16 protein-coding genes are annotated in these 23,489 nt (G+C 75.5%); 13 read left to right on the top strand and 3 right to left on the bottom strand.

What is annotated here, in order from left to right:
* Nucleotides 1-389 precede the first annotated feature (389 nt).
* From DEF28_RS13665 to DEF28_RS13675, 4 genes are all read left to right on the top strand, one after another.
* Nucleotides 390-806 (top strand): hypothetical protein, encoded by a 417-nt coding sequence (locus DEF28_RS13665; RefSeq protein WP_114400327.1) that lies wholly within the window; start codon nt 390-392, stop codon nt 804-806.
* The gene (locus DEF28_RS27550; protein ID WP_158562821.1) at nt 803-967 is read left to right on the top strand and encodes a hypothetical protein; all 165 of its coding nucleotides are present in this window, start codon (nt 803-805) and stop codon (nt 965-967) included. The genes DEF28_RS13665 and DEF28_RS27550 overlap by 4 nt, the downstream gene beginning before the upstream one ends.
* A 130-nt stretch (nt 968-1,097) precedes the next feature.
* Nucleotides 1,098-2,048, top strand: coding sequence for a hydroxymethylbilane synthase (gene hemC, locus DEF28_RS13670; RefSeq protein WP_114400328.1), 951 nt, complete (start codon nt 1,098-1,100; stop codon nt 2,046-2,048).
* Nucleotides 2,049-2,109: 61 nt separating this feature from the next.
* Complete coding sequence (locus tag DEF28_RS13675; protein WP_114400329.1) at nt 2,110-2,523, top strand: hypothetical protein; 414 nt, start codon at nt 2,110-2,112, stop codon at nt 2,521-2,523.
* Between the two features lie 150 nt (nt 2,524-2,673).
* On the opposite strand, the gene DEF28_RS13680 is transcribed toward DEF28_RS13675, so the two are convergent.
* Entirely contained in the window at nt 2,674-4,398 is a 1,725-nt protein-coding gene (locus DEF28_RS13680) for a PucR family transcriptional regulator (protein ID WP_114400330.1), read from the bottom strand.
* A gap of 280 nt (nt 4,399-4,678) precedes the next feature.
* Here DEF28_RS13680 and DEF28_RS13685 point away from each other — a divergent pair, with 280 nt between their 5' ends.
* The 6 genes from DEF28_RS13685 (at nt 4,679) to hisS (ending at nt 15,069) form a co-directional block, all read left to right on the top strand.
* The gene (locus DEF28_RS13685) at nt 4,679-5,476 is read left to right on the top strand and encodes a DUF2877 domain-containing protein (RefSeq protein ID WP_158562822.1); all 798 of its coding nucleotides are present in this window, start codon (nt 4,679-4,681) and stop codon (nt 5,474-5,476) included.
* Nucleotides 5,477-7,641: 2,165 nt separating this feature from the next.
* Nucleotides 7,642-9,168: an FdrA family protein gene (locus DEF28_RS13690; protein ID WP_233515287.1), complete on the top strand. Its 1,527-nt coding sequence runs from the start codon at nt 7,642-7,644 to the stop codon at nt 9,166-9,168.
* Nucleotides 9,169-10,218: 1,050 nt separating this feature from the next.
* Nucleotides 10,219-11,643 (top strand): YlbE family protein, encoded by a 1,425-nt coding sequence (locus DEF28_RS13700; protein WP_114400739.1) that lies wholly within the window; start codon nt 10,219-10,221, stop codon nt 11,641-11,643.
* Nucleotides 11,644-11,764: 121 nt separating this feature from the next.
* Nucleotides 11,765-11,890 (top strand): hypothetical protein, encoded by a 126-nt coding sequence (locus tag DEF28_RS28830; protein WP_258862738.1) that lies wholly within the window; start codon nt 11,765-11,767, stop codon nt 11,888-11,890.
* Nucleotides 11,887-13,032: a methyltransferase domain-containing protein gene (locus tag DEF28_RS13705; RefSeq protein ID WP_114400738.1), complete on the top strand. Its 1,146-nt coding sequence runs from the start codon at nt 11,887-11,889 to the stop codon at nt 13,030-13,032. Before DEF28_RS28830 ends, DEF28_RS13705 begins: the two co-directional genes overlap by 4 nt.
* A 717-nt stretch (nt 13,033-13,749) precedes the next feature.
* On the top strand, nt 13,750-15,069 hold the full coding sequence (gene hisS, locus DEF28_RS13710) for a histidine--tRNA ligase (protein WP_114399420.1): 1,320 nt from the start codon (nt 13,750-13,752) through the stop codon (nt 15,067-15,069).
* Nucleotides 15,070-15,157: 88 nt separating this feature from the next.
* Here hisS and DEF28_RS13715 read toward each other — a convergent pair whose 3' ends face one another.
* Nucleotides 15,158-15,631 (bottom strand): hypothetical protein, encoded by a 474-nt coding sequence (locus tag DEF28_RS13715; RefSeq protein WP_147280197.1) that lies wholly within the window; start codon nt 15,629-15,631, stop codon nt 15,158-15,160.
* Between the two features lie 273 nt (nt 15,632-15,904).
* Between DEF28_RS13715 and DEF28_RS13720 the strand changes: the two genes are divergently transcribed.
* The 3 genes from DEF28_RS13720 (at nt 15,905) to DEF28_RS13730 (ending at nt 22,427) form a co-directional block, all read left to right on the top strand.
* Nucleotides 15,905-18,460 (top strand): ATP-binding protein, encoded by a 2,556-nt coding sequence (locus DEF28_RS13720; protein WP_114399422.1) that lies wholly within the window; start codon nt 15,905-15,907, stop codon nt 18,458-18,460.
* 120 nt (nt 18,461-18,580) lie between these two features.
* Nucleotides 18,581-21,043 carry a LuxR C-terminal-related transcriptional regulator gene (locus tag DEF28_RS13725; RefSeq protein WP_309485835.1) on the top strand — a complete coding sequence of 821 codons (2,463 nt, stop codon included), beginning with the start codon at nt 18,581-18,583 and terminating at the stop codon, nt 21,041-21,043.
* Between the two features lie 646 nt (nt 21,044-21,689).
* The gene (locus DEF28_RS13730; protein WP_233515288.1) at nt 21,690-22,427 is read left to right on the top strand and encodes an AMP-binding protein; all 738 of its coding nucleotides are present in this window, start codon (nt 21,690-21,692) and stop codon (nt 22,425-22,427) included.
* A gap of 262 nt (nt 22,428-22,689) precedes the next feature.
* On the opposite strand, the gene DEF28_RS13735 is transcribed toward DEF28_RS13730, so the two are convergent.
* Nucleotides 22,690-23,181, bottom strand: a complete 492-nt coding sequence (locus tag DEF28_RS13735; protein ID WP_114399425.1) for an ATP-binding protein — start codon at nt 23,179-23,181, stop codon at nt 22,690-22,692.
* Nucleotides 23,182-23,489: the final 308 nt, after the last annotated feature.

Genomic DNA, 23,489 nt, shown 5'->3' on the forward strand with positions numbered 1-23,489 from the left:
CGTCATGGCTCCAGCCGGGACGGGCCGCCCACGAACGCCGGACCGCCTGTGGTCCGGCCGCCGGTGCCCAACGCCCAACCCCCGGGTCAGTCACCGGCATCCCGGCCGCACCCAGCCGTGCACCCGTGGTGCGGCCGGGACCCCGCAGCCCGCCGGCCCGTCATGAGGGGGCGGACCGGCGAGCTCCAGGGCGGCGACGTCTTGGAGCCGCCCGCGTCCCGGCTGTTCACCGTGGGCGCGGGCACCCGCCGGCAGGGGTGGTGACCCGCCGGCCGCCCGCCCCGGGGAGACCTGGCCGGGGCGGGCCCCACGATCCGCCGTCCGGCGCCCGGTGCCGACACCCCGGGCCCCGGACGGCACCCACATCCCCCAGACGAGCGAAGGCAGCCATGGACCCGGCAGCACACCTCAACCCCGACAGCAGCCTGGACGACATCCGCGCCGCACGCGACGGCGGCGCCCGACTCTCCGACATCGCCGAGCGCATCGGGCGCAGCACCTCCTACGTCAGCAAAGCGCTGAACGGTCGACTTGTGCTCCGCCCCCAGACCGCCCGTAACGCTGTCGAACCGCTCACCTCCGACGACATCGACCCCGACGTCCTGCGCGCCCAGCTGGATGCCGGACGCACCCCCGAGGAGATCGGCCGCGAACTGCAATGCCGACTCGTGACCGTGCTCAACGCGATGCGCAGCGCGGGACTGCTGTCGGCCGGCGCCCCCGCCTCAGCCGACGAACCCGCCCCGGACGGCGACCGCGAGCCGCCCGCCGTGCTCGCGAGGGGCCTGCTCCCCGTGAGGTCATGACGGTGGACGACGAGATCAGCACCGCCCAGGCGGCCGAGGACGCACGGTTCGTCCGCGAGCTGTGGGCCACCCTGCCGCCCCGCGTGCGCGCCGCAGTCCTCGTGCAGGTTCTCACGGAGATGGGCCGCTGGGGCGCCTACATGCGGGCGCTCACCGAATAGAGCAGCCCCCGCCCGTCGTTCGTCGTCCACAACTTCATCAGGAGGCACCGTGTCCACCGAGATAGTGACAACCCGTCATGGCCAGGTAGAACGTGTCAGACCGGCCTCGGTGCCGGAGTACGTTGGGCGCATGCTGAGTGACCGGCCCCCGCTGCGCATCGGCTCGCGCACCTCGCCCATGGCGATGGCGCAGGCCCGTCTCGTCCAAGACCTCATCGCCAAGGTCGCCGGCGACATCCCGACCGAGATCGTGGGCATCGAGACCTCGGGCGACCAGTGGATGGGCGACCTCGCCGAACTCGGCGGCAAGGGCGCGTTCCTCAAGGAGATCGATCGCCACCTGATGATGGGCGGCATCGACGTCGCGATGCACGCCATGAAGGACGTCCCCGGCGACGTCCCCCTGCCAGAAGGGACCATGTTCGCCGCGTACCTGCCGCGCGAGGACGTGCGCGACGTCCTGGTGGTGCGCGAAGGGTCGCCGTACACGCGCCTGGAGGAGATGCCGCCCGGTACCCGGATCGGTACCAGCGCAGTCCGGCGCAAGGCCCAGTTGCTCAAACACCGTCCCGACCTGCACGTGGACCGGATCCGCGGCAACGTCAACACCCGCATCGCTCGCCTGGACGCCGAGAAGCGGTTCGAAGCGATCATCCTGAACCTGTCCGGGCTGCACCGGGTGCACATGGAGCACCGCGCGAGCGAGGTGATCGCCCCCGACGTGATGTGCCCGGCGGTCGGCTCCGGGGTGATCGGCGTGCAGTGCCGCACCGCCGATACCGGGATCGCGGAGCTGCTGCGGCTGTTCGACGACGCCGAGACGCGGACCCACATCACGGCCGAACGCACGATGCTGCATGGGCTGCGCGGCCACTGCAACTCACCGATCGCCGGGCACTGCCACACCACCCCTGACGGCCAACTGTCGTTGATCGGGATGGTGTTCACCCGGGAGGGCGGCAAGTTCGCCTACTCCCACGAATGGGACTCGCCTGAGCGGCCGGCCGAGCTGGGCGCCTACGTCGCGGCCGACCTGCTGCGCAAAGGGGCGAGAGGGATCATCGACGGCATCCCGCACTGAGCGAGGAACTGTCAGCACCAGGCGGTACCGTCACCCCGCAACCACCCCCCAAGGAGGGGCCATGGACTTCATCGCCGCCTACCTGGCCGAGCACCTGTCTCCCAGCCAGCTCCGCGAGCTGGCCGATGACCTCGACAATGTGGAGCGGCGCGCATGGCTCACCCGGTGCCTGCCAAATGCGGCCGACGACGCTGCCCGACACGCTGACACCCGCCGGAGCATCCGCGCGGCACGGGACGGCCTGACCGCAGCCGAGATCAGCGAGCGGCGGCGAGCTGCGCGGCGACACGCCCGTCCGGGCGGGATCCTCGGGGCCGTGATCGCGGCCGAGGAATCCCGCATCAGTCGCCTCGCGGAGTACGACGGCCGGCCCTACCGGGCGACCGCCGGCCCGCCCCACGCACGTGGGGGTGACCCGGTCCGCCAGCAGAAAGAGATCGCCGCTGTCTTGCCCGCCCCACGCACGCGGGGGTGAACCGTACTTCAACTTCCAGATCGATGACATCGACCCGCCCGCCCCACGCACGTGGGGGTGAACCTTGACGCGGCAGTATCTTGACGCACCATCACACGTCCGCCCACCCACGTGGAGGTGTGGCCGTTCGTGCCTACGCTCGGCCCACCGTCAGCGGAGGCCGCGCATCCGCAGCACCCTGAGTGCCACCATCAGGTCCAGCCGCAGGTTGGGGTCGGTCGTGAACGGGCCCAGCATTCGTTCCAGTTTGCCGATGCGGTACCGCAGGGTGTTGTAGTGGAAGTGCAGCACCCGCGCCGTCTCCGCCACGTTGAGGTTGTTGTCCAGCAGTGCCTCCAGCGTGCCGCGCAGGTCTGCGGCCTCCGCGTCGTTGGGGGCCGCGAGGGCGCCGAGGGTCTCCTCGGTGAAGGAGCGGAGTTCGGCGCCGTCTGGGACGAGGCTGATCAGCCGGTAGACGCCCAGGTCGTCGAAGTCCGCGACGGCGCCCACGCCGTGGATCTGGCGGCCGACGCGGGCCGCCTGCTTGGCCTGCTCGTAGGCGGCCGGGATGTCCTCCGGCCGGGCGACCACCCGGCTGACGCCGGTGGCGAACGGGCGTCGGCCGCCGCCGCCGTCGCCGGAGACCTGGGCGACGAGGGAGCGGACCAGCGCACCGGTGCGGCCCTCCGCCGCGCCCGGGCGCTCCGCGCCCATGAGCACCACGACCTCCTGGCTGTAGCCGGCCACGGCCGCGCGGGGGTCCCGTTCCCGGACCACCATCGTCCACGCGCTTGCGAAGCGCTCGTGGGCCGGGCGCAGGTCGCCCGCCGTCGGTACCGGAGTGGCCGGCTCAGGGTCGAGCTCGGCCACGACGACGACCAGCGGGCGGTCGATGTCCCAGCCGAGGGTGGCGCAGTGCCGCACGGCGTGTTCGGGGTCGCCGGCCTGACCGGCCAGCAGGTCGCGCAGGAAGTCGCCCTGGTACTTGCGCTCGACCGCCGCGACGGCGAGGTCCTTGGTGATGACCAGCGCGGCCGTGGCGGCGGCGCGCTCCAGCACCTGGACGTCGGTGGGGTCGATGCGCCGCTCGCCGGTGATCAGCACCACCCGGCCGTGGTCGAGGCTGCCGGCCAGGACCGGCACCTGCACCACGCGGGCGTCCTCGTCGTCGAGGGCCCGGATGCCGTGTTTGAAGCGCTCCACGTGGAACCGCCCACTGGTGCCGTCGAAGTAGCGGGGATCGGTGAGCGCCTGCTCCGGGATCCCGGAGCGGGCGAGGACCCGGCCGTCGGGGGTGGTGACCATGACGCCGCCGTCCAGCAGTGCGGGCAGCTTGTCGGTGATCGCGGCCAGACCGCCGCCGGCCAGGACCACGTTGACCAGGACGCGGTGCACCTCCTCGGTCCGCGCGAGGGTGGCCGCCTGCCGGTTGAGGATGTCGGTGAGCAGCTGGTTGAGCACGTCGTCGAAGGCGACGTCGTCGCCCAGCCGCAGGATGGGCAGCCGCAGCTCGTCGGCGGCGCGCAGCACCTCCGGCGGCAGCTCGTCCACGTACCGCCCGAGTTTGATGGCGACCGCGGCCAGGTCGCGCTCGGCGAGGTCGCGGACGAGGCCCACCAGCCCCTGCGGGGTGTTGCGCAGCGGGTAGCCCGTGGTCAGCAGCAGCTCGTCGGGCTTGACCCATGGCAGGATGTCGGGGACCTCCATGACGTTGAGCCGCCGGATCACCCGGCCGAGCCCGGCGGAACCGGCGAGCACCGTCGCCCCGGCCAGGCTGGACAGGCCGAGCGCGTCCGCCACCGTGAGGCCGCGCGCCAGCGTGCTGGCCGTGTGCGGAGGCTCTGCGCTCGGCAGGTTCTGTGCACCTGACGCCGCATCGTTGGCAGAGTTCTCCATGGGTCGACGATAGCGGCTCACATAACGTCGACCCTCACAGGACGGCCCGGCGAGGGACCGGAGGGGAGGCGGCGCCGTGCTCCCGCCTACCACGCATCGGGGCGATCCGCATCCCCCGCCCCGCCGCGTCCAGCCGCTCCTGACGGGTGCCCGGAACCGGCCACCGGGGACGCCCGCCGCCCCTGACCGGGCACGGGGTCTCCCATACCGGGCCGGGGCGGCCGCCGCCGGACTTCGCGACATCGTGCGCGGCCCATATCGGCCGACGCGGATACTGGGCGTGTTCCGTTCCGCGGTCTACCTTGAAGTAGAGGACCCCCGGCGGCCGGCCGTGATCGCGCTGCTCGCGAGCGACGCCGTGCGGCTGCCCAACGGGATCGTCCTCGCCGAGCCACAGAGCGCCGAGCCGTTCGCCTGCGTGGCGGTTTCCACGCAGGTTCGCGTCGGTCGGCTCTCGGTGGTCTTCGACCGCCCTGCCGGCCCGCTTTCCGTCCGAGTGGGCCGGTGGTGGCGGCCTCCGGCACCCCGGCCGGCGGGTCCGTCCCGAGAGGGGCGGGCCGCGTCGGCCCGGGGAGTCGCCGAGCTCGCGGCCCTGCTCGCCGGTGTCTCCGGCGGCCTCCCGGCCGGTGCCGCAGCGCCACTGGCCACCGCGGTCGACGACCCGGACCGGGCCGCGCTCGTCTGCGAGCGGCTCCTGGGGCTGGGCCCGGGTCTCACCCCCAGCGGCGACGACCTGCTGTGCGGTGCCCTGCTCGCGGTCCGCGCGCTCGGCGGGCCGGACCGGACGGACGTCCTCGCCGCAGCGGTCCGGCGCGCGCGGTCTGCGACGACGGCGCTGTCGGCCGCCCTTCTGGAGCACGCGGCCCGCGGCGAGGGCTGCCCCCAGGCGGTCGGTCTGGTCGAGGCCGTCACCGGCCACCGCGCGGTGGCGCCCGCCCTGGCGGCACTGCGCGCGGTCGGCCACACCTCCGGGACCGACCTCGCGCTCGGCGTGCTCGCGGGGGCGCGCGCCGTGGTCGGCCCGGGGGCGGCCCGCGCGGGCGCGGCGGGTGCCGTGCACCGGGAACCGGATCGATGACGAGGCGACGCCGCCTGCGGGTCGGCGCGGCCACCGGTGACGCCGCGCGGAGGTCCAGGGGCCCGTTGGGCGCGCTCACCGGAACCGGGACGCACCGCGAGACGGCCGCCTCGACAGCTGTCCCCGCGTCTGTCCGGCGAACCATCCGGGACGCGGGCGGTCGCACGCCCGGGCCTCGGTGCGGGTCGGGCCCTCGCGGCCCGCACACGAGCGCCCGGCAGCCCGCCGCCTTCACCTACCCGCCGCCGGCGCGAGGACCGAAGCCGCTGCCGCGCGCAGCGTTCACCGCGGCCTCCGCCGCACCGCGGCACCTTCTCGGCGGAGCCGCGGACGGCGTGCCGCAGCCCGGACGAGGAGGCGGGCCGACACCGCGGCGAGGCCGCCGCCACGGGCTTCCCCGCGGAGCGCGCGCGGACGTGCCCGCGGTGCCGCGGGCAGCGGATCCTCTCCGGGAGCCGCTCACTCGACCGGCCGGGGAGACGCTCACGCAGCCGCATACCCCGCACGCACCGACCGCCGCGGACGCGGTGGTTACCACTCCCTCGTCTCCTGGGGAGAACGGCCGCCCCGCCTCCGGGCCAGCCGGCCGCTCCGAGGCTCGTTGGCGCCCGAGGCCCGCGCCAGAGACACCGGGGCCGGTCGTACCCCCGCCAGCGGCGCGACGCCAGTCGGCGACGGCCCGGCGGCCGTCCGCCCCGGCCAAGACCGTCGGCGAGCCCGTCCGCCTCGCCGGACTCGTGAGCGCCGCACCCGCCCTGCTGCACGGCGGCTCCCGGACCGACTCGCCGGTACCGCCCACGGGGGGAGGCTGGCGATGACCACGCGACGCCCCATTCCTAGCCGCACCGCCGATGCAGCGAACGGCACCGACGTCCGCACGGCGGCCACTCCGTCCGTCACCGCCCACCGGCCGTCCGCACCTGCCAAGACCGCCAACGGGTCCGTCGCACTCGCCCTACGAGTAAGCGCCACACTCATCCCGCTCCACGGCGGCCCCCGGCCGCCGACCGCACACAGGGAGAGGCTGACGATCACGGCTCGGCCGGTTCCCAACGGCACCACCCCGGCAGCGAACGGCACCGACGCCCGTACCGCGCCGTCCCCGCCCGTCACCGTCCAGCGACCATCCGCACTGGCCAAGGCCTCCAACGCGCCCGCACGAGTGAGCGCCGCACCGCACGGCTGCGCGGCGGCTCCCGGCCGCACAGGGAGAGGCCAGCGATGACGACTCGACGCCCTGTTCCCAACGGCACCACCCCGACAGCGAACCGCACCGACGTCGGCACGGCGGCCACCTGGTCCGTCGCCACCCAGCAGCCATGCGCGGCTGCCAAGGCCGCTGGCACACCCGTCCCTCTCGCCGCACGAGTGAGCGCCGCACCCGCCCCGCTGCGCGACGGCTCCCGGTCAGCACACCGGCACCGCACAGGGGGAGAGGCCGACAATGACGACTCGACGTCCCGTTCCAAGCGCCACCACCGAGGCAGCGGACCGCACCGACGTCCGCACCGCGCCCACTCGTTCCGTCACCACCCAGCGGCCGTCCGCCGCGCCCGGGGTCCCCGAGGCACAGGGGGTGCTCCCTGCCACGGGGCCGGGCGCCCGGTGGCGAGGACGGCCGCGAGCGGCCGACCTCGCGGGCGCCGGTGGGCTCCTGGTGGGGCCCGCGCGGCGACCGGACCGGCCGTCCCCGCTTCGCTCCCGCGAATGGCCCACTGCGGAACCGAGGCCGGGGCGGACATCTCCGAAACGAGGGACGCCCGGTCCCCCGGCGCCTCGCTTCCGTGGAGCGGCAGGCGTGCCGCATCCGCTACTGCCGAGCCGACTCCGGCGGTCGTCCATGGCGCCGGGCCGGCGGAATCCCGGCCACCGGTCGACGTCCCCGAGACCGGGCTGCCGCCGGAGCGGCGCCGCAGCCCATCTCGGGGTGCCCGCCGGCCCCCGAGACCCGCGAAGGACCGCTCTGGTTGGGGCGCACTCCACCCGCACCGGACCTTCACCGCACAGTCGGCCGGAGCCGCCACGCCCGCGACGCAGGTGCCGCCAGCAGCGGCACCGGTCTCCTGGTCCCCGGCTCGGCGCACCGCCTCCGCAGCGGGCAGCCCGCCCGGAACGGGCATCGGCGGCCGCTCCGGCAACCCCGCATCAGCAGAAAGGCAGCACACGTGACTCCTGACACCACCGACACCGGGACGGTCACGGTCCGCGTGCTGCGCGGCGCCTACCGCGACTCCGTGGCGCTCATGCGCGTCAGCAGGACGGTCGCCGCGCTGGACGGCGTGCGGTCGGCCCTGGTCGCCATGGCCACCGAGCTCAACCTGGAGCTCCTCGCCGACATGGGGGGCGCGGCCCCGGACGGTGTCGGCCCCAATGACCTGCTCGTCGCGGTATGTGCCGAGGCCGCGGAGGTGCGGGCCTCCGCGCTGCGCCGGGCCGACGACGAACTGGCCGCCATGGCCGCCGGTGCCGCGAGTGGCGGCAGCACCGGGGAGGACCGGCCGCGCACCGTCCGGACCGCGGCGGGGCACACCGCGCGCGGCGGCCGGCCGGCCACGGTCGCGCTGGTCGCGGTCCCCGGCCCCTACGCCGCCGCCGAGGCCTTCGACGCCCTGGAGGCCGGCCTCGACGTGCTGGTCTTCAGCGACAACGTGCCGGTCGAGCACGAGATCGCCCTCAAGGACGCCGCCGCCCGGCTCGGCCGGCTCGTGATGGGGCCGGACTGCGGAACGGCCGTGGTGGGCGGCGCCGGGCTGGGCTTCGCCAACGCGGTGCGGCCAGGACCGGTCGGCGTCGTCGCGGCGTCCGGCACCGGCGCGCAGCAGCTCATGTGCCTGCTGGACGCGGCGGGCGTGGGCATCAGCCACTGCCTCGGCGTGGGCGGCCGCGACCTGTCGGCGGCGGTCGCCGGACGCTCCACCCGCCAGGCGCTGCGGATGCTGGACGCCGACCCCGCCACCGAGCGCATCGTGCTCGTCTCCAAACCGCCGGCCCCGGAGGTGGCCGCGGCGATCGAGGCGGAGTGCGCCGCCCTGGCCACCCCCGTCCACCCGGTGCTGCTCGGTGCCTCGGGCCGGGACATCGGCGCGGCGGCGGCCGAGGTGCTGGCCGCGCTGGGCCGGCCCGCGCCCGACTGGCCCCGCTGGTCGCCGGAGCGCCCGCCCGCGCCACGTCCCGGCGGCGCGCTGCGCGGGCTGTTCTGCGGGGGGACGCTCGCCGACGAGGCCATGCTGCTCGCCTCGGCCTCCCTCGGCCCCATCGCGTCCAACATCCCGCTGCGCCCGGGCGACCCCGCCTGGACGCTGCCGGCCGACCTGCGGACCGACGGCCACCTGGTCGTCGACTTCGGTGACGACACGCTCACCGCGGGCCGCCCGCACCCGATGATCGATCCGGCGGTCCGCGACGAGCGGGTGGCCGCCGAGCTGGCCGACCCCCGCTGCGGCGTGCTGCTCCTCGACGTGGTGTGCGGCCACGGCGCGCACCCGGACCCGGCCGCCGGCGTGGCCGCCGCGCTGCACGCGGCCCATGCCGCCGGGTACGCGCCGCCGGTCGTGGTCTCGCTCTGCGGCACGGCCGACGACCCGCAGGGGACGGCCCGCCAGGCCGAGGCACTGGCATCGGCGGGCGCCGAGGTGTTCCTGTGCAACGCCGAGGCCGCGCGGCGGGCCGTCGAGCTGCTGGGGAGCGGCTGATGGAGTCCCGCGGCATGGATTCGCCGCGCGGCACGGCGCCCGGCGCACTCGGCACCACCCCCGGAGCGGCCCCGCCCCGGGAGGCCGGCCCCGTGAGCGGACCCGGCACACCCGCATCCACCACCGGACGCCCCGCTGACGTGCGGAGCCGGGCGCGGTCCAGCGGGCGCGGCGACCGCGACGACGGCGGGCGGCCGACGCGTCCCCCCGGCTCCGTCCACGTCCGCCGGCCCGGACGGGGACGCTCGCCCTCCGCGCCGCACTCGCCGGGGCCCTTCGACGCGCGCCGCGTCGGCGCGCCCCGGAGCGCCTCGCCGCCCCTGGCGGCTCCTCCGTACGCCGCCACCATCACTCGGCCGGGCCTCGACGTCCTCGCCGCGGCCGCGGAGCAGAACGGCACCCCCGCGTGCGGCAGGGTCCGGTGACCGCGGTGGGAACCGCGCCGGGACCGCCGCCCCGGGGTCCGGAGTCGGCGGCGGAGGCGGGGCCGGGCCGCCGCGGCGGCCCGGCCCCGCTGCCGGCCGTTGCGGAAGCGGGGCCGTCCGCCGCACGGGCGGTCCGCGGGCGGGCGGGCTGCGGACCACCGCCGTCGCGCCGGGACCCGCCGGAGCGTCGCCGACGTGTCCCGGACCGGTGCCGTCCGCCTTCGCTGCCCGCTGGCGGGATCCGAATCCGTCCGGAAACGGAGTCGGCACGGGGTCCGCGTGCTCCCCGCGCCCGCGCGGGGCGCCATCGCCGCCGGCGGGACCGCACGCGCCGGCTGGCCGATCCCCGCCGCCGAGCATCCGGCGGACCGCCGGACCCGTCCCGCGTCCGCCGTCGCACGGCCCGCTCCGCTGTCCGGCCGGCGCCCAGCGCCCCCGTGCGCTCTCGGGGCGCCCGGCGAGACGGTGGTCGGCACAGCGGTCCCGCCCGGCTCCCCGCGTGTTCCACTCCGCGGGTTCCGGCCGCCTCGCCGCCGGCGCCGGGCCCCTCACTGGCGCCGGCGACGGACGTCGCGGGCCGCATGACCGGTTCCGCAGCCGCAGTACGAGAAGGGAGACCGCAGTGATGACGACCGCATCGCCCCTGCTGTCCGCCGACCCCGCCGTGGTGGTCTCGGGCGCCGACCTGTTCGGGGACGCGCTCGCGGACCAGGCCGTTCCGGTCACCCGGGTGGACTTCCGGCCGCCGCTCGGTGCCGGGACGCTGGACGACGCGCTCGTCCGCGTGCTGGCCGACCCCGCGCGGTCGGCGGCCAACGCCGAGGCCCTGCGCCGGGTGCTGGCGGTCCGCCCGCGGTTGGTCGACGTCCGCCCGGCCGGGGAGGCGCTGGGTCTGGAGCCGGGGGCCTTCCTGCACGCCGGACCGCCCGTGACCTGGGAGCGCGCCTCCGGGCCGCTGCGCGGCGCGCTCATGGGCGCGATGGTGTTCGAGGGCTTGGCGGAGAGCCCCGAGGCCGCCGAGCTCGCGCTCGCGGCCGGAACCGTCCGGTTCGAGCCCTGCCACCACCACGCCGCCGTGGGACCGATGGCCGGGGTGGTCAGCCCGGGCATGTGGATGTTCGAGGTGGTGGACGCCGGCACCGGCCGCCGCGCCTGGTGCTCGCTGAACGAGGGGCTCGGCCGGGTGCTGCGCTACGGCGCCTACGGGCCGGAGGTGATCGAGCGGCTGCGGTGGATGTCGGCGGTCCTCGGCCCGCTGCTGCGCGACGCGGTCCGCGCGCACGGCCCGGTCGACCTCGGCGCGGTCATCGCGCAGATGCTCCAGATGGGCGACGAGGGGCACAACCGGAACCGGTCCGGCACGCTGATGCTACTGCGCGACCTGCTGCCGCACCTGGTGGCCGGGGGCGCGCCGGCGGCCGACGTGGCCGAGGCCGCCCGGTTCGTGGGCGGCAACGACCACTTCTTCCTCAACCTGGCGATGGCGGCCGGCAAGCTGATGATGGACGCCGGCCGGGACGTCCCCGGCTCCACGCTGGTGGTCGCGATGGCGCGCAACGGCACGGACTTCGGGATCCAGGTCTCGGGCACCGGGAACCGGTGGTTCACCGGCCCGGCGCAGGTGCCCGAGGGCCTGTTCCTCGGCTCCTACGGCCCGGCGGACGCCAATCCGGACATCGGGGACTCCGCGATCACCGAGACCTGCGGGATCGGCGGCTTCGCGATGGCCGCGGCCCCGGCGATCGTCCGGTTCGTCGGCGGCGACGTCGACTTCGCGCTGCGCACGTCCCGCCGGATGTACGAGATCACGCTCGCCGAGAACCCGGCCTGGCAGCTGCCGGTCCTGGACTTCCGCGGTACCCCCACCGGCATCGACGTGACGCGGGTGGTGCGGACCGGCCTCCTGCCGCAGATCAACACGGGGATGGCCGGACGCGTCCCCGGCACCGGCCAGGTGGGCGCCGGGCTGGTGCACCCGCCGGCGGAGTGCTTCACGTCGGCGCTGCGGGCGCTGGCGGAGGCGGCTCCGGCGCTGCCGGGGCCCGCCTGACCGGGGAGCCGGGAGCCAGAACCGGCCGTACCCAATCGACTCCGGAGCGTTTGCGTACCGTTGTGAACTGGGAATCCTTCCGGCAACGTGATCACTGCGATCACTGCCCCCGGAGGATCCCATGGGCAAACACCAGGAGAAGCGCGACCACGACGGGCAGTGGTCCGGTCCCGTCCCGCCGCCGACTCCCGACGACGGCGGCAGCGGCGGCGGCCGGCACGAGCGGGACGACCAGGACGAGGAGTGACCGCCGCCGACGACCTGCACTCCGCCCTCCTCGCGGACCTCGCGGCCGCCGGACGCCTCTCCCCGCAGTGGCGGGACGACTTCACGCGCGTCCCCCGGCACCGCTTCATCCCGGAGACCGTGTGGCTCGACGAGGACGGGGAGCCCGTCCCGCTCCGCCGCGCGGACTCGCCCGACGAGTGGCTGCGTGCCTGCTACGCGGACCGGCCGCTCATCACGCAGTTGGACGACGGGGACGGCAGCGGACACGGCTACAGCTCGTCCTCGGCGTCCATGCCTACCACGGTCGCGATGATGCTCGCCGCGCTGGACCTGCGACCGGGCATGCGCGTCCTGGAGATCGGGACGGGGACGGGCTACAACGCCGCGCTGCTCGCCGCCCGCGCCGGCGCGGAGCGGGTCACCAGCCTCGACGTCGACCCGGCCGTGGCGGAGCGGGCCCGCGCGTCGCTGAAAGCGGCCGGGTGGCCGGTGAACGTCGTCACCGCCGACGGAACCGCGGGCTACCCGCCCGCCGCGCCGTACGACCGGGTGCTGGCCACCGCCGCCGTCCAGCGGGTGCCCTACGCGTGGGTGGCGCAGACCGCCCCCGGGGGCCGGATCGTCACACCATGGGGGACGGCCTTCCACAACGGCGCGCTGCTGCACCTCCGTGTACGCGCCGACGGCACCGCGTCCGGCCGCTTCGGCGGGAACTCGGCCTTCATGTGGGTGCGCGGCCAGCGCCTTCCGCACGGGGCGGTGGAGGACCGCGTCCGGCCCGAACACGACTGCACGCAGACGGTGACGGAGCTGCACCCGCACTACGCACTGGCCGACTTCGACGCCTCGTTCGCCATCGGCGTCCGCGTCCCCGCCATGAAGCCGGTGGTGGTGTTCGACAACGACGACCCGGGCGGCGGAGCTTACACGGCCTACCTCCTCGACCCGTTCGCGGAGTCATGGGCGTCCTGGCGCGTCGAGCCGGGGACCTGCCGGTTCCCGGTCCGCCAGCACGGGCCGCGGCGGCTGTTCGACGAACTCCGCGCCGCCTACATGTGGTGGGCGGACGCGGGGAGGCCGGCGCACACCCGGTTCGGCCTGACCGTGGACCGGGCCGGCCAGGCCGTATGGCTGGACGGCCCCGAGCGGCGGGTCGGCTAGCTCCCGCCGTCCCCCGCCCCGAACCGGTACTGCCGACCCGGCCGCGGACCCGGCGCGGTCGCTCGCGATGGCCCGGCGCACACGGCACCCGGGCGGGGCCGCGGCGCCGCAGCTCCGCGGCCGAGCTGGGCGCCCGGGTCACCCGCATCGAGACGCGCCATGACCTGATAGCGAAGTTCGCCCAGCCGGCCGGCGACGGCGTCCTGGCCGTATCGGTCGCCCCTCCTGGACACGTGACCGGACCCAGGAGCCGGCCAAGCCCGGCACGTCCGCCGGCCCGGCGGCGAGCTCGGGCTCGTCCGGCGGTCGCCCTGGCAGCCTGGTGAGAAGGACGTACCTCCTGCTCGGGGCGGGGCCGTCCCGATGAGGGCCGGCACGCTCGCGAAGCCACTCCGGCGTACGAGCTCCCGCCGTCCCGCCCCCGACCGGTACCACCGTCCCGGCCGGTGCGGGAGCCGGTCCCGGGACGCGTGTCGGGGCCGGGCACCCTGCCCGCCCCTCCGCCGGACGCCCCGACCGGGCCGCGGACCCGGCGCGGCCTCTGGTGATGGCCGGGCGCACACGGCACCCGGCCGGGGCCGCGGCGCCGCCGAGCAGACCGCCCGGCATGGTCGCTGCGCCGCCCCGGCCGCCGGCGGTTACCCGCTCCGCCCGGGAGCACCCCCTACCATTGGAGTGATCCCATTCCGGCGTCTTGGCAAGGAGCCAGCCGAACCCATGTCCGAGCAGCGCGTCACGCGTCCCACACCCATCAGCGGCTTCCCCGAGTGGTTGCCGGAGATCCGGTCGGTGGAGCAGCGCTGGCTGGACCATATCCGGGCCGGGTTCGAACGCTACGGATTCGCCTCCGTCGAGACACCGTCCGTGGAGGCGCTGGACGTCCTCATGGCCAAGGGCGAGACCTCCCAGGAGGTCTACACCCTGCACCGGCTCCAGGCGGACGCCGACGACGACAGTGACGCCCGGCTCGGGCTGCACTTCGACCTCACCGTGCCGTTCGCGCGCTACGTCGCGCAGCACTTCAACGAGCTCGTCTTCCCCTTCAAGCGCTACCAGATCCAGCGCGTGTGGCGGGGCGAGCGCCCCCAGGAGGGCCGGTTCCGCGAGTTCACGCAGTGCGACATCGACGTGATCAACGTCGACCAGGTCCCGCTGCACTTCGACGCGGAGCTGCCGCGCGTCGTCCACGAGGTGCTCTCGGGTCTGGACATCCCCGCCTGGACGCTGAACATCAACAACCGCAAGGTGCTGCAGGGCTGCTACGAGGGCCTGGGCATCGGCGACCCGGTCGCGGTGATCCGCGCCGTGGACAAGCTGCACAAGATCGGCGACGACGGCGTGCGCGCGATCCTGCTCGACCAGGTGGGGCTGTCCGAGGAGCAGGCCAAGGTCTGCCTGGACCTCGCGCACATCCGCGGCACCGACACCTCCGTCGTGGACGAGATCGCCCGGCTCGGCGTGCACTCGGAGCTGCTGACCGAGGGCCTGGACGAGCTCGGATTCGTCCTCGACTCGCTCGCCGACCTTCCCTCGGGCAGCGTCGTGGCCGATCTGTCCGTCGCGCGCGGCCTGGACTACTACACCGGCACCGTGTACGAGGCCGCGTTCCGCGACGACCCCGGCTACGGCAGCATCTGCGCCGGGGGCCGGTACGAGAACCTGGCCGGCCAGTTCATCCGCCGCAGCCTGCCGGGCGTGGGCATCTCCATCGGCCTGACCCGCATCTTCGCCAAGCTGGTGGCCGAGGGGCGGATCGCCACCGGGCGGCAGTGCCCCACCGACGTCCTCGTGGTGGTGCCCAGCGGCGAGCGGCGCGGCGAGGCGCTGCGCACCGCCGCGCGGCTGCGCGAGGCCGGGCACAACACCGAGGTGTACCACCAGGCGGACAAGGTCGGGAAGCAGATCCGCTACGCCTCCCGCAAGGGCATCCCGTTCGTGTGGTTCCCGCCGTTCGAGGACGGCAGGCCCCACGAGGTCAAGGACCTCGCCAGCGGTGAGCAGACAGCGGCCGACCCGGCCACCTGGTCGGCGCGCTAGCCGGTTCCCGGCGCGTCCCGCGCCGTGCGGCCGTCCTCCGACGGCGGCACGGCCGGCGGCCCGGACCACCGCCCGGTCGGCGCCGCGCTCAGCGGGCGGGGCCGGCCGGAGCGCCGCTCCGCCGCCCCCGCATCCGGCGCAGCGTCCAGCGGACGGCCAGCGCGGCGTGGGCGGCCAGCCCCGCGGCCCCCAGGACGCCCCAGAACGCCCACGTCCGCCACTCGCCGGTGCCCTCGCGGTGCAGCCGGCCGCCGTTGAGGAGCAGTTCGGCCCGGTCGCCGGCCGCCTCCACTCCGGTGTCCGCACCGACCGCCGCGTCGGCGATCCGGACGGTGCCGTCGGCCGAGGTGAAGGTGCCGTGCCACTCGCAGACCGGCCCGCCCCTGGTGCTGTCGCACTCCTGGCGGACCGCGGTGAACGTACCCGGGGTTCCCTGCCCGCGGGAGGCCGCGAAGGCCGGAGGCGCCTCGGTGACGCCGAGCCCGAAGGCGATGCCCGACGGCAGGAGTGTGAAGAGCAGCACCGCGGCCGCGGCCCCGGTGCGGCGAAGGGCGTTGCGCATCCCGGCCTCCCCACGGCGTACGACGGTCCCGAGGCGACGGTACCGGAGCGCCGTCGCCGCGGCCGCGCCGGCCTCCTCGGCGGGGCGGAGCCGCCCGGCGGGGAGCACGGCGGCCCGTCCCCGGGGTGCCGGTGAGCCGCGCTGCCCGGAACCGGCCACTTCGCAGACAGCCGCCGCGCCGAATGTAACACTTGGTCAGGGGCCGGTGACCCGCCGCGCAGGCGCCGGCGGTCCGAACGGTCCCAGACGCGGTCGCCGCCAGTGAACGGAGTCATGTCGCTTCCTCGCCAGAACCTGCCCGCGCGGGCCGGCGCCTTCGTTGGACGCGAACGCGACGTCGCCGAGGTCCGGCGGCTGCTCGGTGGCACCCGGCTGGTCACGCTCACCGGGACGGGCGGAGTCGGCAAGACCCGCCTTGCCGTGCGGATCGCGGCGGACCTGCCGTCCCTCCGCCTTCCTGACGGGGTGTGCGCGGTGGACCTGGCCGGCGCGGATTCCCCGGAGCGGGTACTGACCGCCGTCGCCGCCGCGCTGCCCTGGGCGGACGCGGCCCGGACCGCGGCGGCCGACCCGGCGGCGGTGTGCGACCTGCTGCGCGACCGCGGGGTGCTGCTCCTCCTCGACACCTGCGAGCGGACGGTCGCCGCGGTCGCCGGCCTGTGCCGCCGGCTGCTCGCGGAGTGCCCCGGCGTGCGGGTGCTCGCCACCAGCCGGGAGCCGCTGCGGATCCCCGGCGAGACCATCTGGCGGGTGCGGCCGCTGCCGGTCCCCGCGCCCGCGGCCGGCGGATGCCTTCCGGCACCGGAAGGTGCGGGGCCCACCGCCGAGGAGGCGCTGCGCTGCGACGCGGTGCGGCTGTTCGTCGACCGGGCGCGCGCCGTGCGCAGCGGGTTCACGATCACGGACGGCAACGCCGGGGCCGTCGCCGAGATCTGCCGGACGCTGAACGGTCTGCCGCTCGCGGTCGAACTGGCCGCCGCGCGGGTGCGGGTGCTCTCGGTCGAGCAGATCCTGCACCGCCTGGACTCCCCCTCGCGGCTCCTGGTGGCCCGCGACCGCGACCTGCCGGAGCGGCACCGCACCTTGGACGCCGCCGTGGAGTGGAGCTATGCGGCGCTCCCCGCGGACGAGCGGCTCCTGCTGCGCCGGCTCTCGCTCTTCGCCGGCTGGCCGCTCGACCTCGCCGAGCGGGTGTGCGCCTACGACGGCCTCGCGGAGGCCGAGATCCTCGACCTGCACGCCGCCCTGCTGGACAAGTCGCTGATCGAGTTCGAACGCGAGGTCGACGGCCTCGCCCGCTACCGGCTGCCGGACGCGGTGCGCCACTACGCGGCCGAGCGGTTGCGCGAGAGCGGTGAGGACGCCGCGCTGCACGACCACTTCCTGCGCCGGTGCGCCGCCTGGTTCGAGGCCGACGCGCGGCGGGTCGCCGGCCCGCTCCCCTGGACGGAGCGGCTCCGGCTGCTCCGGGTCGCCGACCGCGCCGCCAGCACCATTGACGCGACGCTCACCTGGGCCGCGCGCCACGGCCGCACCAGCGACGCGCTCCGGCTCTGCGTCGCCATGGGCGGTTACTGGAGCATCCGGAGCAGATGGGCGCAGGGCTGCGCGGTGCTGCGCCGGCTGCTCGCGGACGCGGACGGCCTCACGGGCACGCCGGGGGCGCTGCACGCGCGGGCGCTCGCGCTGTACGCCGAACTCGCCCCCGACGTCGACGGAACCGCGCCGGCCGAGCGGGCGGCCCGCCAGGCGCTCGACCTGGCGCGCGCGCACCCGGCCGACCAGGCCGAGGCGCGGGCGCTGCTGGCGCTGGCCCGCGTCGCGGTGCACACCGGCGACACCGCGAACGGCCGGCGGCACGCGGCCGCGGCGGCCGAACTGTCGCGGACCGGAGGCGAACGGGCGACGGAGGCGGCGGCCCGCTACGTGCTCGGGCTGCTGGCGCGCCGCCAGGGCGACGACGCCGCCGCGCGCAACGCCTTCCACGGTGCGCGGGCGGTGGCCGAGGCGCACGGCGACGCGTGGACGGCCGCGCGCTGCCGCACCGACCTCGGCCTGCTGGACGCTGGAAGCGGTGCGCTGGAGAGCGCACGGGCGCACCTCACCGCCGCCGCGGCCGTGTTCACGGTGACGGAGTCCGGAGCCGACCGCGCCCGGTGCGCCGTCGGCCTCGGCCGGGTGGCGATCGCCGCCGGGAACTCCGACGACGCCCGCCACCACCTGGAGGCGGGGCTGCGGCTGGGCGCGGCCTCGGGCCGCCGGACCGCGGTCGCCTGCGCGCTGGAGGCGGTGGCCGAACTGGCGCTCGCGGAGGAGCGCGCCGACCGCGCCGCCGTCCTCGCCGGGGCGGCGGCGACGCTGCGGGCCGAGCTCGGCCACGACGAGCGGCACGCCCGGCGGCTGCGCGAGCGGGCCACCCGGCTGCTCGGCACGGCGAGAGCCGACGCCGCCTGGCGGCGCGGCCGGGTGCTGCCCCTGGCCGACGCGGTCGAGGAGGCGCTGGCCTTCCCCCCGCCGGGACCGTCACCCGACGTGCTCACGCCGCGTGAGCGGGAGATCTCCGGGCTCGTGGGCGCCGGACTGTCGAATCGGGAAATCGGCGCACGTCTCGGCATAAGTCAGGCGACGGCCGCGCGTCACATCGCCAACATTTTCGGCAAGCTCGATATCTCCGCCCGGACCCAGCTCGCGGAATGGGCGGCGCGACTGGAGTCAGCGCGGCGCGGAACAGGGCGAGATCGGGCTATTCCCCCAGTTCACCCGGGACCCGCCAGGGAAAACGCTGAGGATTGCGGCGTACCGCTTGCGCCGCGTCGCGGCACCCATTAAGAACAGCTCTAATGCGGCAGTCGCGCTTTTCTCCCGCAGTCCCTCCTCCGCTGTCATCAGCGCCGCTCTCGCTCTGGGCAAGGTGAGAGCGACCCCCGACCGCCTAATCGCGTGATGGCCATGGCACTACACACCGCGCCGGCGCGGCAGAACCTCCCCCTCGAACCCAACAGCTTCGTCGGACGCGAGCGCGATCTCAGCGACCTGCTCCGGCTGCTCCAGGTCAACCGGGCGGTCACGCTCTGCGGGGTGGGCGGAATCGGCAAGACCCGGCTGGCGCTGCGGGTGGCGGCGCACGCCACCAGCATGTTCACCGACGGCGTGTGGCTGGTGGAACTGGCCGACGCGCGCAGCCGCAAGGGCATCGTGGCGCGGGTGGCGACCGTGCTCGGCGTGACCGAGGAGAGCCACCGGGACCTCGCCGACACGCTGGCGGACGCGCTGCGGCGGCGCCGGCTGCTGCTGGTGCTCGACAACTGCGAGCACCTCATCGAGCACGTCGCCGCCCTCAGCCGGTCGCTGCTGGACGGCTGCCCCTCGGTCACGCTGCTGCTCACGAGCCGGGAGCCGGCCCGCATCTGCGGCGAGGTGGTCTGGCGGGTGCCGCCGCTCACCGTGCCGCCGCGGCACGAGGACGACGACCCCGGCGGGTCGGAGGCGGTCCGGCTGTTCGTCGCGCGGGCACACGCCGCGGCTCCGCACCGGCGGCTCGCTCCCGAGCAGCTGGACACGGTGGCCGACATCTGCCGCCGCCTGGACGGCATCCCGCTGGGCATCGAACTCGCCGCCGCGCGGGTGCGGCTGCTCTCGCTCACCCAGATCGCCGACCGCCTGGACGGCCGGTTCCAGCTGCTGACAGCCGGCGAGCGCGGTGCACCGGCCCGCCAGCGGACACTGCGCGCGGTCATCGACTGGAGCCACGACCTGCTGAGCGAGCCCGAGAGAATCCTGCTGCGCCGGCTGGCGGTGTTCACCAGCTGGCACTTGGAGCTGGCGGAGCGGGTCTGCGCCGACGCCCTGCTCCCCGAGGGCGAGATCCTCGACGCCATCTCGTCCCTGGTGGACCGTTCGCTGGTCGTCCTCACCGGCGAGTACCAGGGACGGGTGCGCTACCGCCTGCTCGACACGATCCGGGAGTACGCCGCCGAGCGGCTGGACGAGGCGGGTGAGCGGCCGGCCCTGGAGGGGCGGCTGCGCGACCAGATGCTCGTGCTGGCCGAGGAGCTGTCCGCCAACGCCGTGCGGGGGCACGGCATCGCGTGGCCGGACCGGTTCCAGGTCTGGTACCGGGTACTCGCCGAGTACGACAACGTCCGCGCGGTGCTCGGGCGGTGCGCCGAGCGGGGCGACACCGAGTCGGGGCTGCGGCTGTGCGTGGCGATGCGGCCGTTCTGGATGGCGTCCGGGCACTTCACCGAGGGCGCGTTCTGGACCGACCGCTTCCTCGCCGCCGGACTCGGGGACGACGCCCTGCGCGGCCAGGCCATGGTGCGCCGCGCCGAGCTCGCCTGGGACCAGCGCGACCACCGGCACGCCGCGGAGATCGGCGAGTGCGGCCTGCGGCTCTGCCGGGCGGCCGGCGACACCGCGTCGGTGGCGCTCGCCCTGAACATCCTCGCCATGGTGGACCTCCGGGCCGGCGAGCTCGACCGTGCCGCCGGCCGGCTCGCCGAGGTCCTGGAGCTCACGGACTCCGTCGGCGACCCGTGGAACGAGGGCATCGCCCGGGGCACCCTCGGCGCGCTGGCCGCGCAGCGCGGCGAGCTGGCGGCGGCGAGCGAGCACTACGACGAGGCGCTGGTCACCCTGCGCGGCATCGACCACCGCTGGGGAGTCGGCCGCACGCTGATCGGCCAGGGGATGGTGGCCGAGGCCCAGGGCGACCTGTTCGGTGCCGACCGCTGCTACCGCGAGGCGCTCGACATCCAGCGCGGGATCGGCGCCACGCCCGAACTGGCCCGCTGCCTCGCCGGCGTGGGCCGGATCGCCGCCCGCCAGGGCGCCACGGCGCAGGCCTACGACTACCTCAGCGAGAGCCTGCTGCTCAGTCACGGGACCGGCCAGCGCCTGGGCGTGGCGCGCGGGCTCACCGCCATCGCCCGGATCGCCGCCGCCGAGGGCGACCTGGAGGAGGCGTGCCATCTGGCGGGTGCGGCGGCCGCGATCCGGGAGCGCGCCGGCGCTCCCGGCCTCGTGACACCGTGGCCGGCGGGGCATGCGGCGGCCGACCCCGACGCGCTGGCGGGGTGGCTGGAGGAGGGCCGCGGCCTGGACCTGGACGCGGCGGTGGCCATGGCACTGCGGGTCACCGAGTCGCGGCAGCGCCCCCGTTCACGGCCGGCCGGGGGACGGCCCCCGGGCGGCGCGCGGCCGGTGCTGACGCCTCGGGAGCACGAGATCGCGCTGCTCATCGGCGAGCGCATGAGTAACCGCCTGATCGCCGAGCGGCTGTTCATCAGCCCGACGACGGTCGCCCGCCATATCGCCAACATCCACACCAAACTCGGATTCAATTCCCGGACCCAGATCGCGGCCTGGGTTTCGGAGCAGAACGGTCGTCACGGACAGGCCGTGCGCTCGTAGGGAGCCCCTGCCGAGAAGCGGCACTTCTCCCGTTTGCCGGATTGCCGGTTTTCTGCTTTGCTGTTTTCCCGTTTTGCAATGACTTACCCGGACCGTCATACATGTGCACGTGCAGCGAAAACTACATATGCAGATGCACACCTAAATGCATGTGCAAACGCGCGGGAAAACGTTACTGTCATCTTTATGAGCCGGACAGGGAAAGGCACTGCCCCATCGGATGCCGCTTCCGGGTCCGGCCATCGCGCGCAGGCGCGACTTTCCAGGACCCCGCGCGCGTCGCGGTACCACCGGCCGGCCCCGGCTCCACCCAGGAGCGCGGCGGCGAAGGAGAGCGGCCGGCGGCCCGGCGCCGCGGAGTCCGGAGTCCGTGCCGTCCGCGGGTGCGCTGAGGGAGGGCACCCGCCCCGGACGGTGTGGAGGACCCGGGCTCGCCACGTGGAGGGGGCGTGACGAGCCCGGTCAGCGGCCACCCCGCCAGCTATCGGACCTGGAGGGACACATGAGGGTTAACGGGTTACCGGATCTGGCTCGCCTGGACCGGCCGGCGCTGCCGGGCCGCCTCCCGGCACGGGGTCCGTCCCCGGCCGGTTCCATCACCGGCGGACTGCTGCCCCGCCTGCGGCGGTGCGGCTTCCGGTCCCAGGTGATCGACACGCACGGGGGGCGGGTCGAGGCGGTGGAGTTCGCCGCCACGCTCCACCGGGCGGCGGCGGGCCTGTGCCGCAGAGGGGTGTGGCCGGACGACGTGGTGGCGGTGCTCGCACCGGTCGGCCCGGAGCGGCTGACCGCGGTCTACACCGCGATGGCGCTGGGCTGTGTCGCGCTGCCGCTGGAGCTCACCTCGGACCTGGAGACCCTGGCCGACGTCCTGGCCCGGACCGACGCCCGGATGATCCTGGTGAGCGCCCCGCTGGCGGGAGTGGCGCTGGAACTGGCCGAACGCTCGCGGATCCGGCAGATCATCGCGTTCGGCGACGTCCCGGGGACCACGCCGTTCACCGAGCTGCTCCGGCCGCCCGACGACGGCAGCTCCTACGACCCCGAGCACGGCCTCTTCGACAGCGGTGTCCTCAGCTACGCCGTCCCCCACGGCGGCCTGGTCACCACCGTCCACTCGCACATCGAGCTGCTCGGCGCGTTCCACCGCCTGGAGGAGCGCCTGGCGGTCACCCCCGCCGACGTCGTACTGGTCGAGCCCGGGATGAGCGAGCCCGACCGGGTGGTGCTCGCGGCGGTGGCGCTGTGGAACGGCGCGACGCTCGTCACGACCCCGCTGGACGACGGCCCCGCCATGCCCGGCGTCGCCGCGGCGTTCGGGGTCACCGTGCGGGGCGGACCGACTCCGCGCCGGATCGGCGGACCGGTGGGTTCCGCGGGCTGAGGCTCCCGACGGGCGGGCGCCGCCGTTGCGCCCCACCGCGCGACCGGTGTCCGCGCCGCGCGCGGGGCGGAGCGCCCGTCCGAGGCGTCCCCGCCCGTCTCCCCGGCCCGCCCGGCTCCGGCGGCTGATGCACTCCATCGCCGCCCCCGGAGCGGGGCGTGCCCCGCCCAGGCCACCGGACGGCCACCGCGACCGTCCCGCCGCGGCCAGCTGGTGGCCTGGGCGCCCGTGCTCCGCTGGGCGGCGCCGTGCGCGGCGACGCTCAGGCGAGGTCGATCTCGAACCAGGAGACGTGGGTGGCGTCGGTCCAGTACTCCCCGCTGCGCGACGTGCAGTTCTGGATGATCAGCTTGCCCCGGCCGTAGTCGGCGTCGTCCTCGCGGAGCCGGCGGCCGCCGGCCGCCTCGGCGTTCTTCTCGCCCTGGTCGGCCACCGCGATCCGCACGAACCCGGGCTCGACCCGGATGAAGAGCGTCATCACGCCGCCGATCTGGCCGGACCGCGAGTGCAGGAGGGCGTTGGTGGCGAGTTCACTCACCGCCAGCTCGGCGTCGTCGAGGACGGTGCTCGGGCGCTCCGACCGCTCCAGGAACTCGCGGACCCGGGCGCGGATGGACCGCACGGCCGTCAGGTTCCCGATGCAGCTCCACACGGTGTGGTCGGTGGTGACACCCGCCAACTCGCCGGAGTCCAGGCCGGGCGCGTCCAGGGGGTCGGCAGCGGCGCGTTCCTGGAGTCGCTGCGAATCGGTCATCCCCGTGTCACTCCCATCAGCACCCGGCCGCCACGTTGCCCGCACTTTGCGTGTGCTTCACCCTCGACCTGTCCCGGCCCTCACCTTAGACAAGGCTCGTCATGGACAGCACAACACACCCGGGCCTTCGCTATCTCGTGTACCCCACAAAACCCCGACCTGTGTCGCTTCGCGATACGACAAAGGAAACCGTTACCGAACCAGTGAACAACCCGTGACCTGCGCGTTCGAAAAAGGGGCGGTCGACCGCGGCGGGCGCGGCCGGTTTCGGCCCGTCCCCGGGCCGCTGGCCGGCCCGCGGGCCGCCA

Origin of the sequence: Marinitenerispora sediminis, from assembly GCF_003336425.1 — a bacterium.
Taxonomy (GTDB): Bacteria; Actinomycetota; Actinomycetes; order Streptosporangiales; family Streptosporangiaceae; genus Marinitenerispora; species Marinitenerispora sediminis.

Coding starts and splice junctions, on each gene's coding strand:
- DEF28_RS13665 (WP_114400327.1), top strand. CDS start 390: ATGGACCCGGCAGCACACCTCAACCCCGACAGCAGCCTGGACGACATC.
- DEF28_RS27550 (WP_158562821.1), top strand. CDS start 803: ATGACGGTGGACGACGAGATCAGCACCGCCCAGGCGGCCGAGGACGCA.
- hemC (WP_114400328.1), top strand. CDS start 1,098: ATGCTGAGTGACCGGCCCCCGCTGCGCATCGGCTCGCGCACCTCGCCC.
- DEF28_RS13675 (WP_114400329.1), top strand. CDS start 2,110: ATGGACTTCATCGCCGCCTACCTGGCCGAGCACCTGTCTCCCAGCCAG.
- DEF28_RS13680 (WP_114400330.1), bottom strand. CDS start 4,398: ATGGAGAACTCTGCCAACGATGCGGCGTCAGGTGCACAGAACCTGCCG.
- DEF28_RS13700 (WP_114400739.1), top strand. CDS start 10,219: ATGACGACCGCATCGCCCCTGCTGTCCGCCGACCCCGCCGTGGTGGTC.
- DEF28_RS28830 (WP_258862738.1), top strand. CDS start 11,765: ATGGGCAAACACCAGGAGAAGCGCGACCACGACGGGCAGTGGTCCGGT.
- hisS (WP_114399420.1), top strand. CDS start 13,750: ATGTCCGAGCAGCGCGTCACGCGTCCCACACCCATCAGCGGCTTCCCC.
- DEF28_RS13715 (WP_147280197.1), bottom strand. CDS start 15,631: ATGCGCAACGCCCTTCGCCGCACCGGGGCCGCGGCCGCGGTGCTGCTC.
- DEF28_RS13720 (WP_114399422.1), top strand. CDS start 15,905: ATGTCGCTTCCTCGCCAGAACCTGCCCGCGCGGGCCGGCGCCTTCGTT.
- DEF28_RS13725 (WP_309485835.1), top strand. CDS start 18,581: ATGGCACTACACACCGCGCCGGCGCGGCAGAACCTCCCCCTCGAACCC.
- DEF28_RS13735 (WP_114399425.1), bottom strand. CDS start 23,181: ATGACCGATTCGCAGCGACTCCAGGAACGCGCCGCTGCCGACCCCCTG.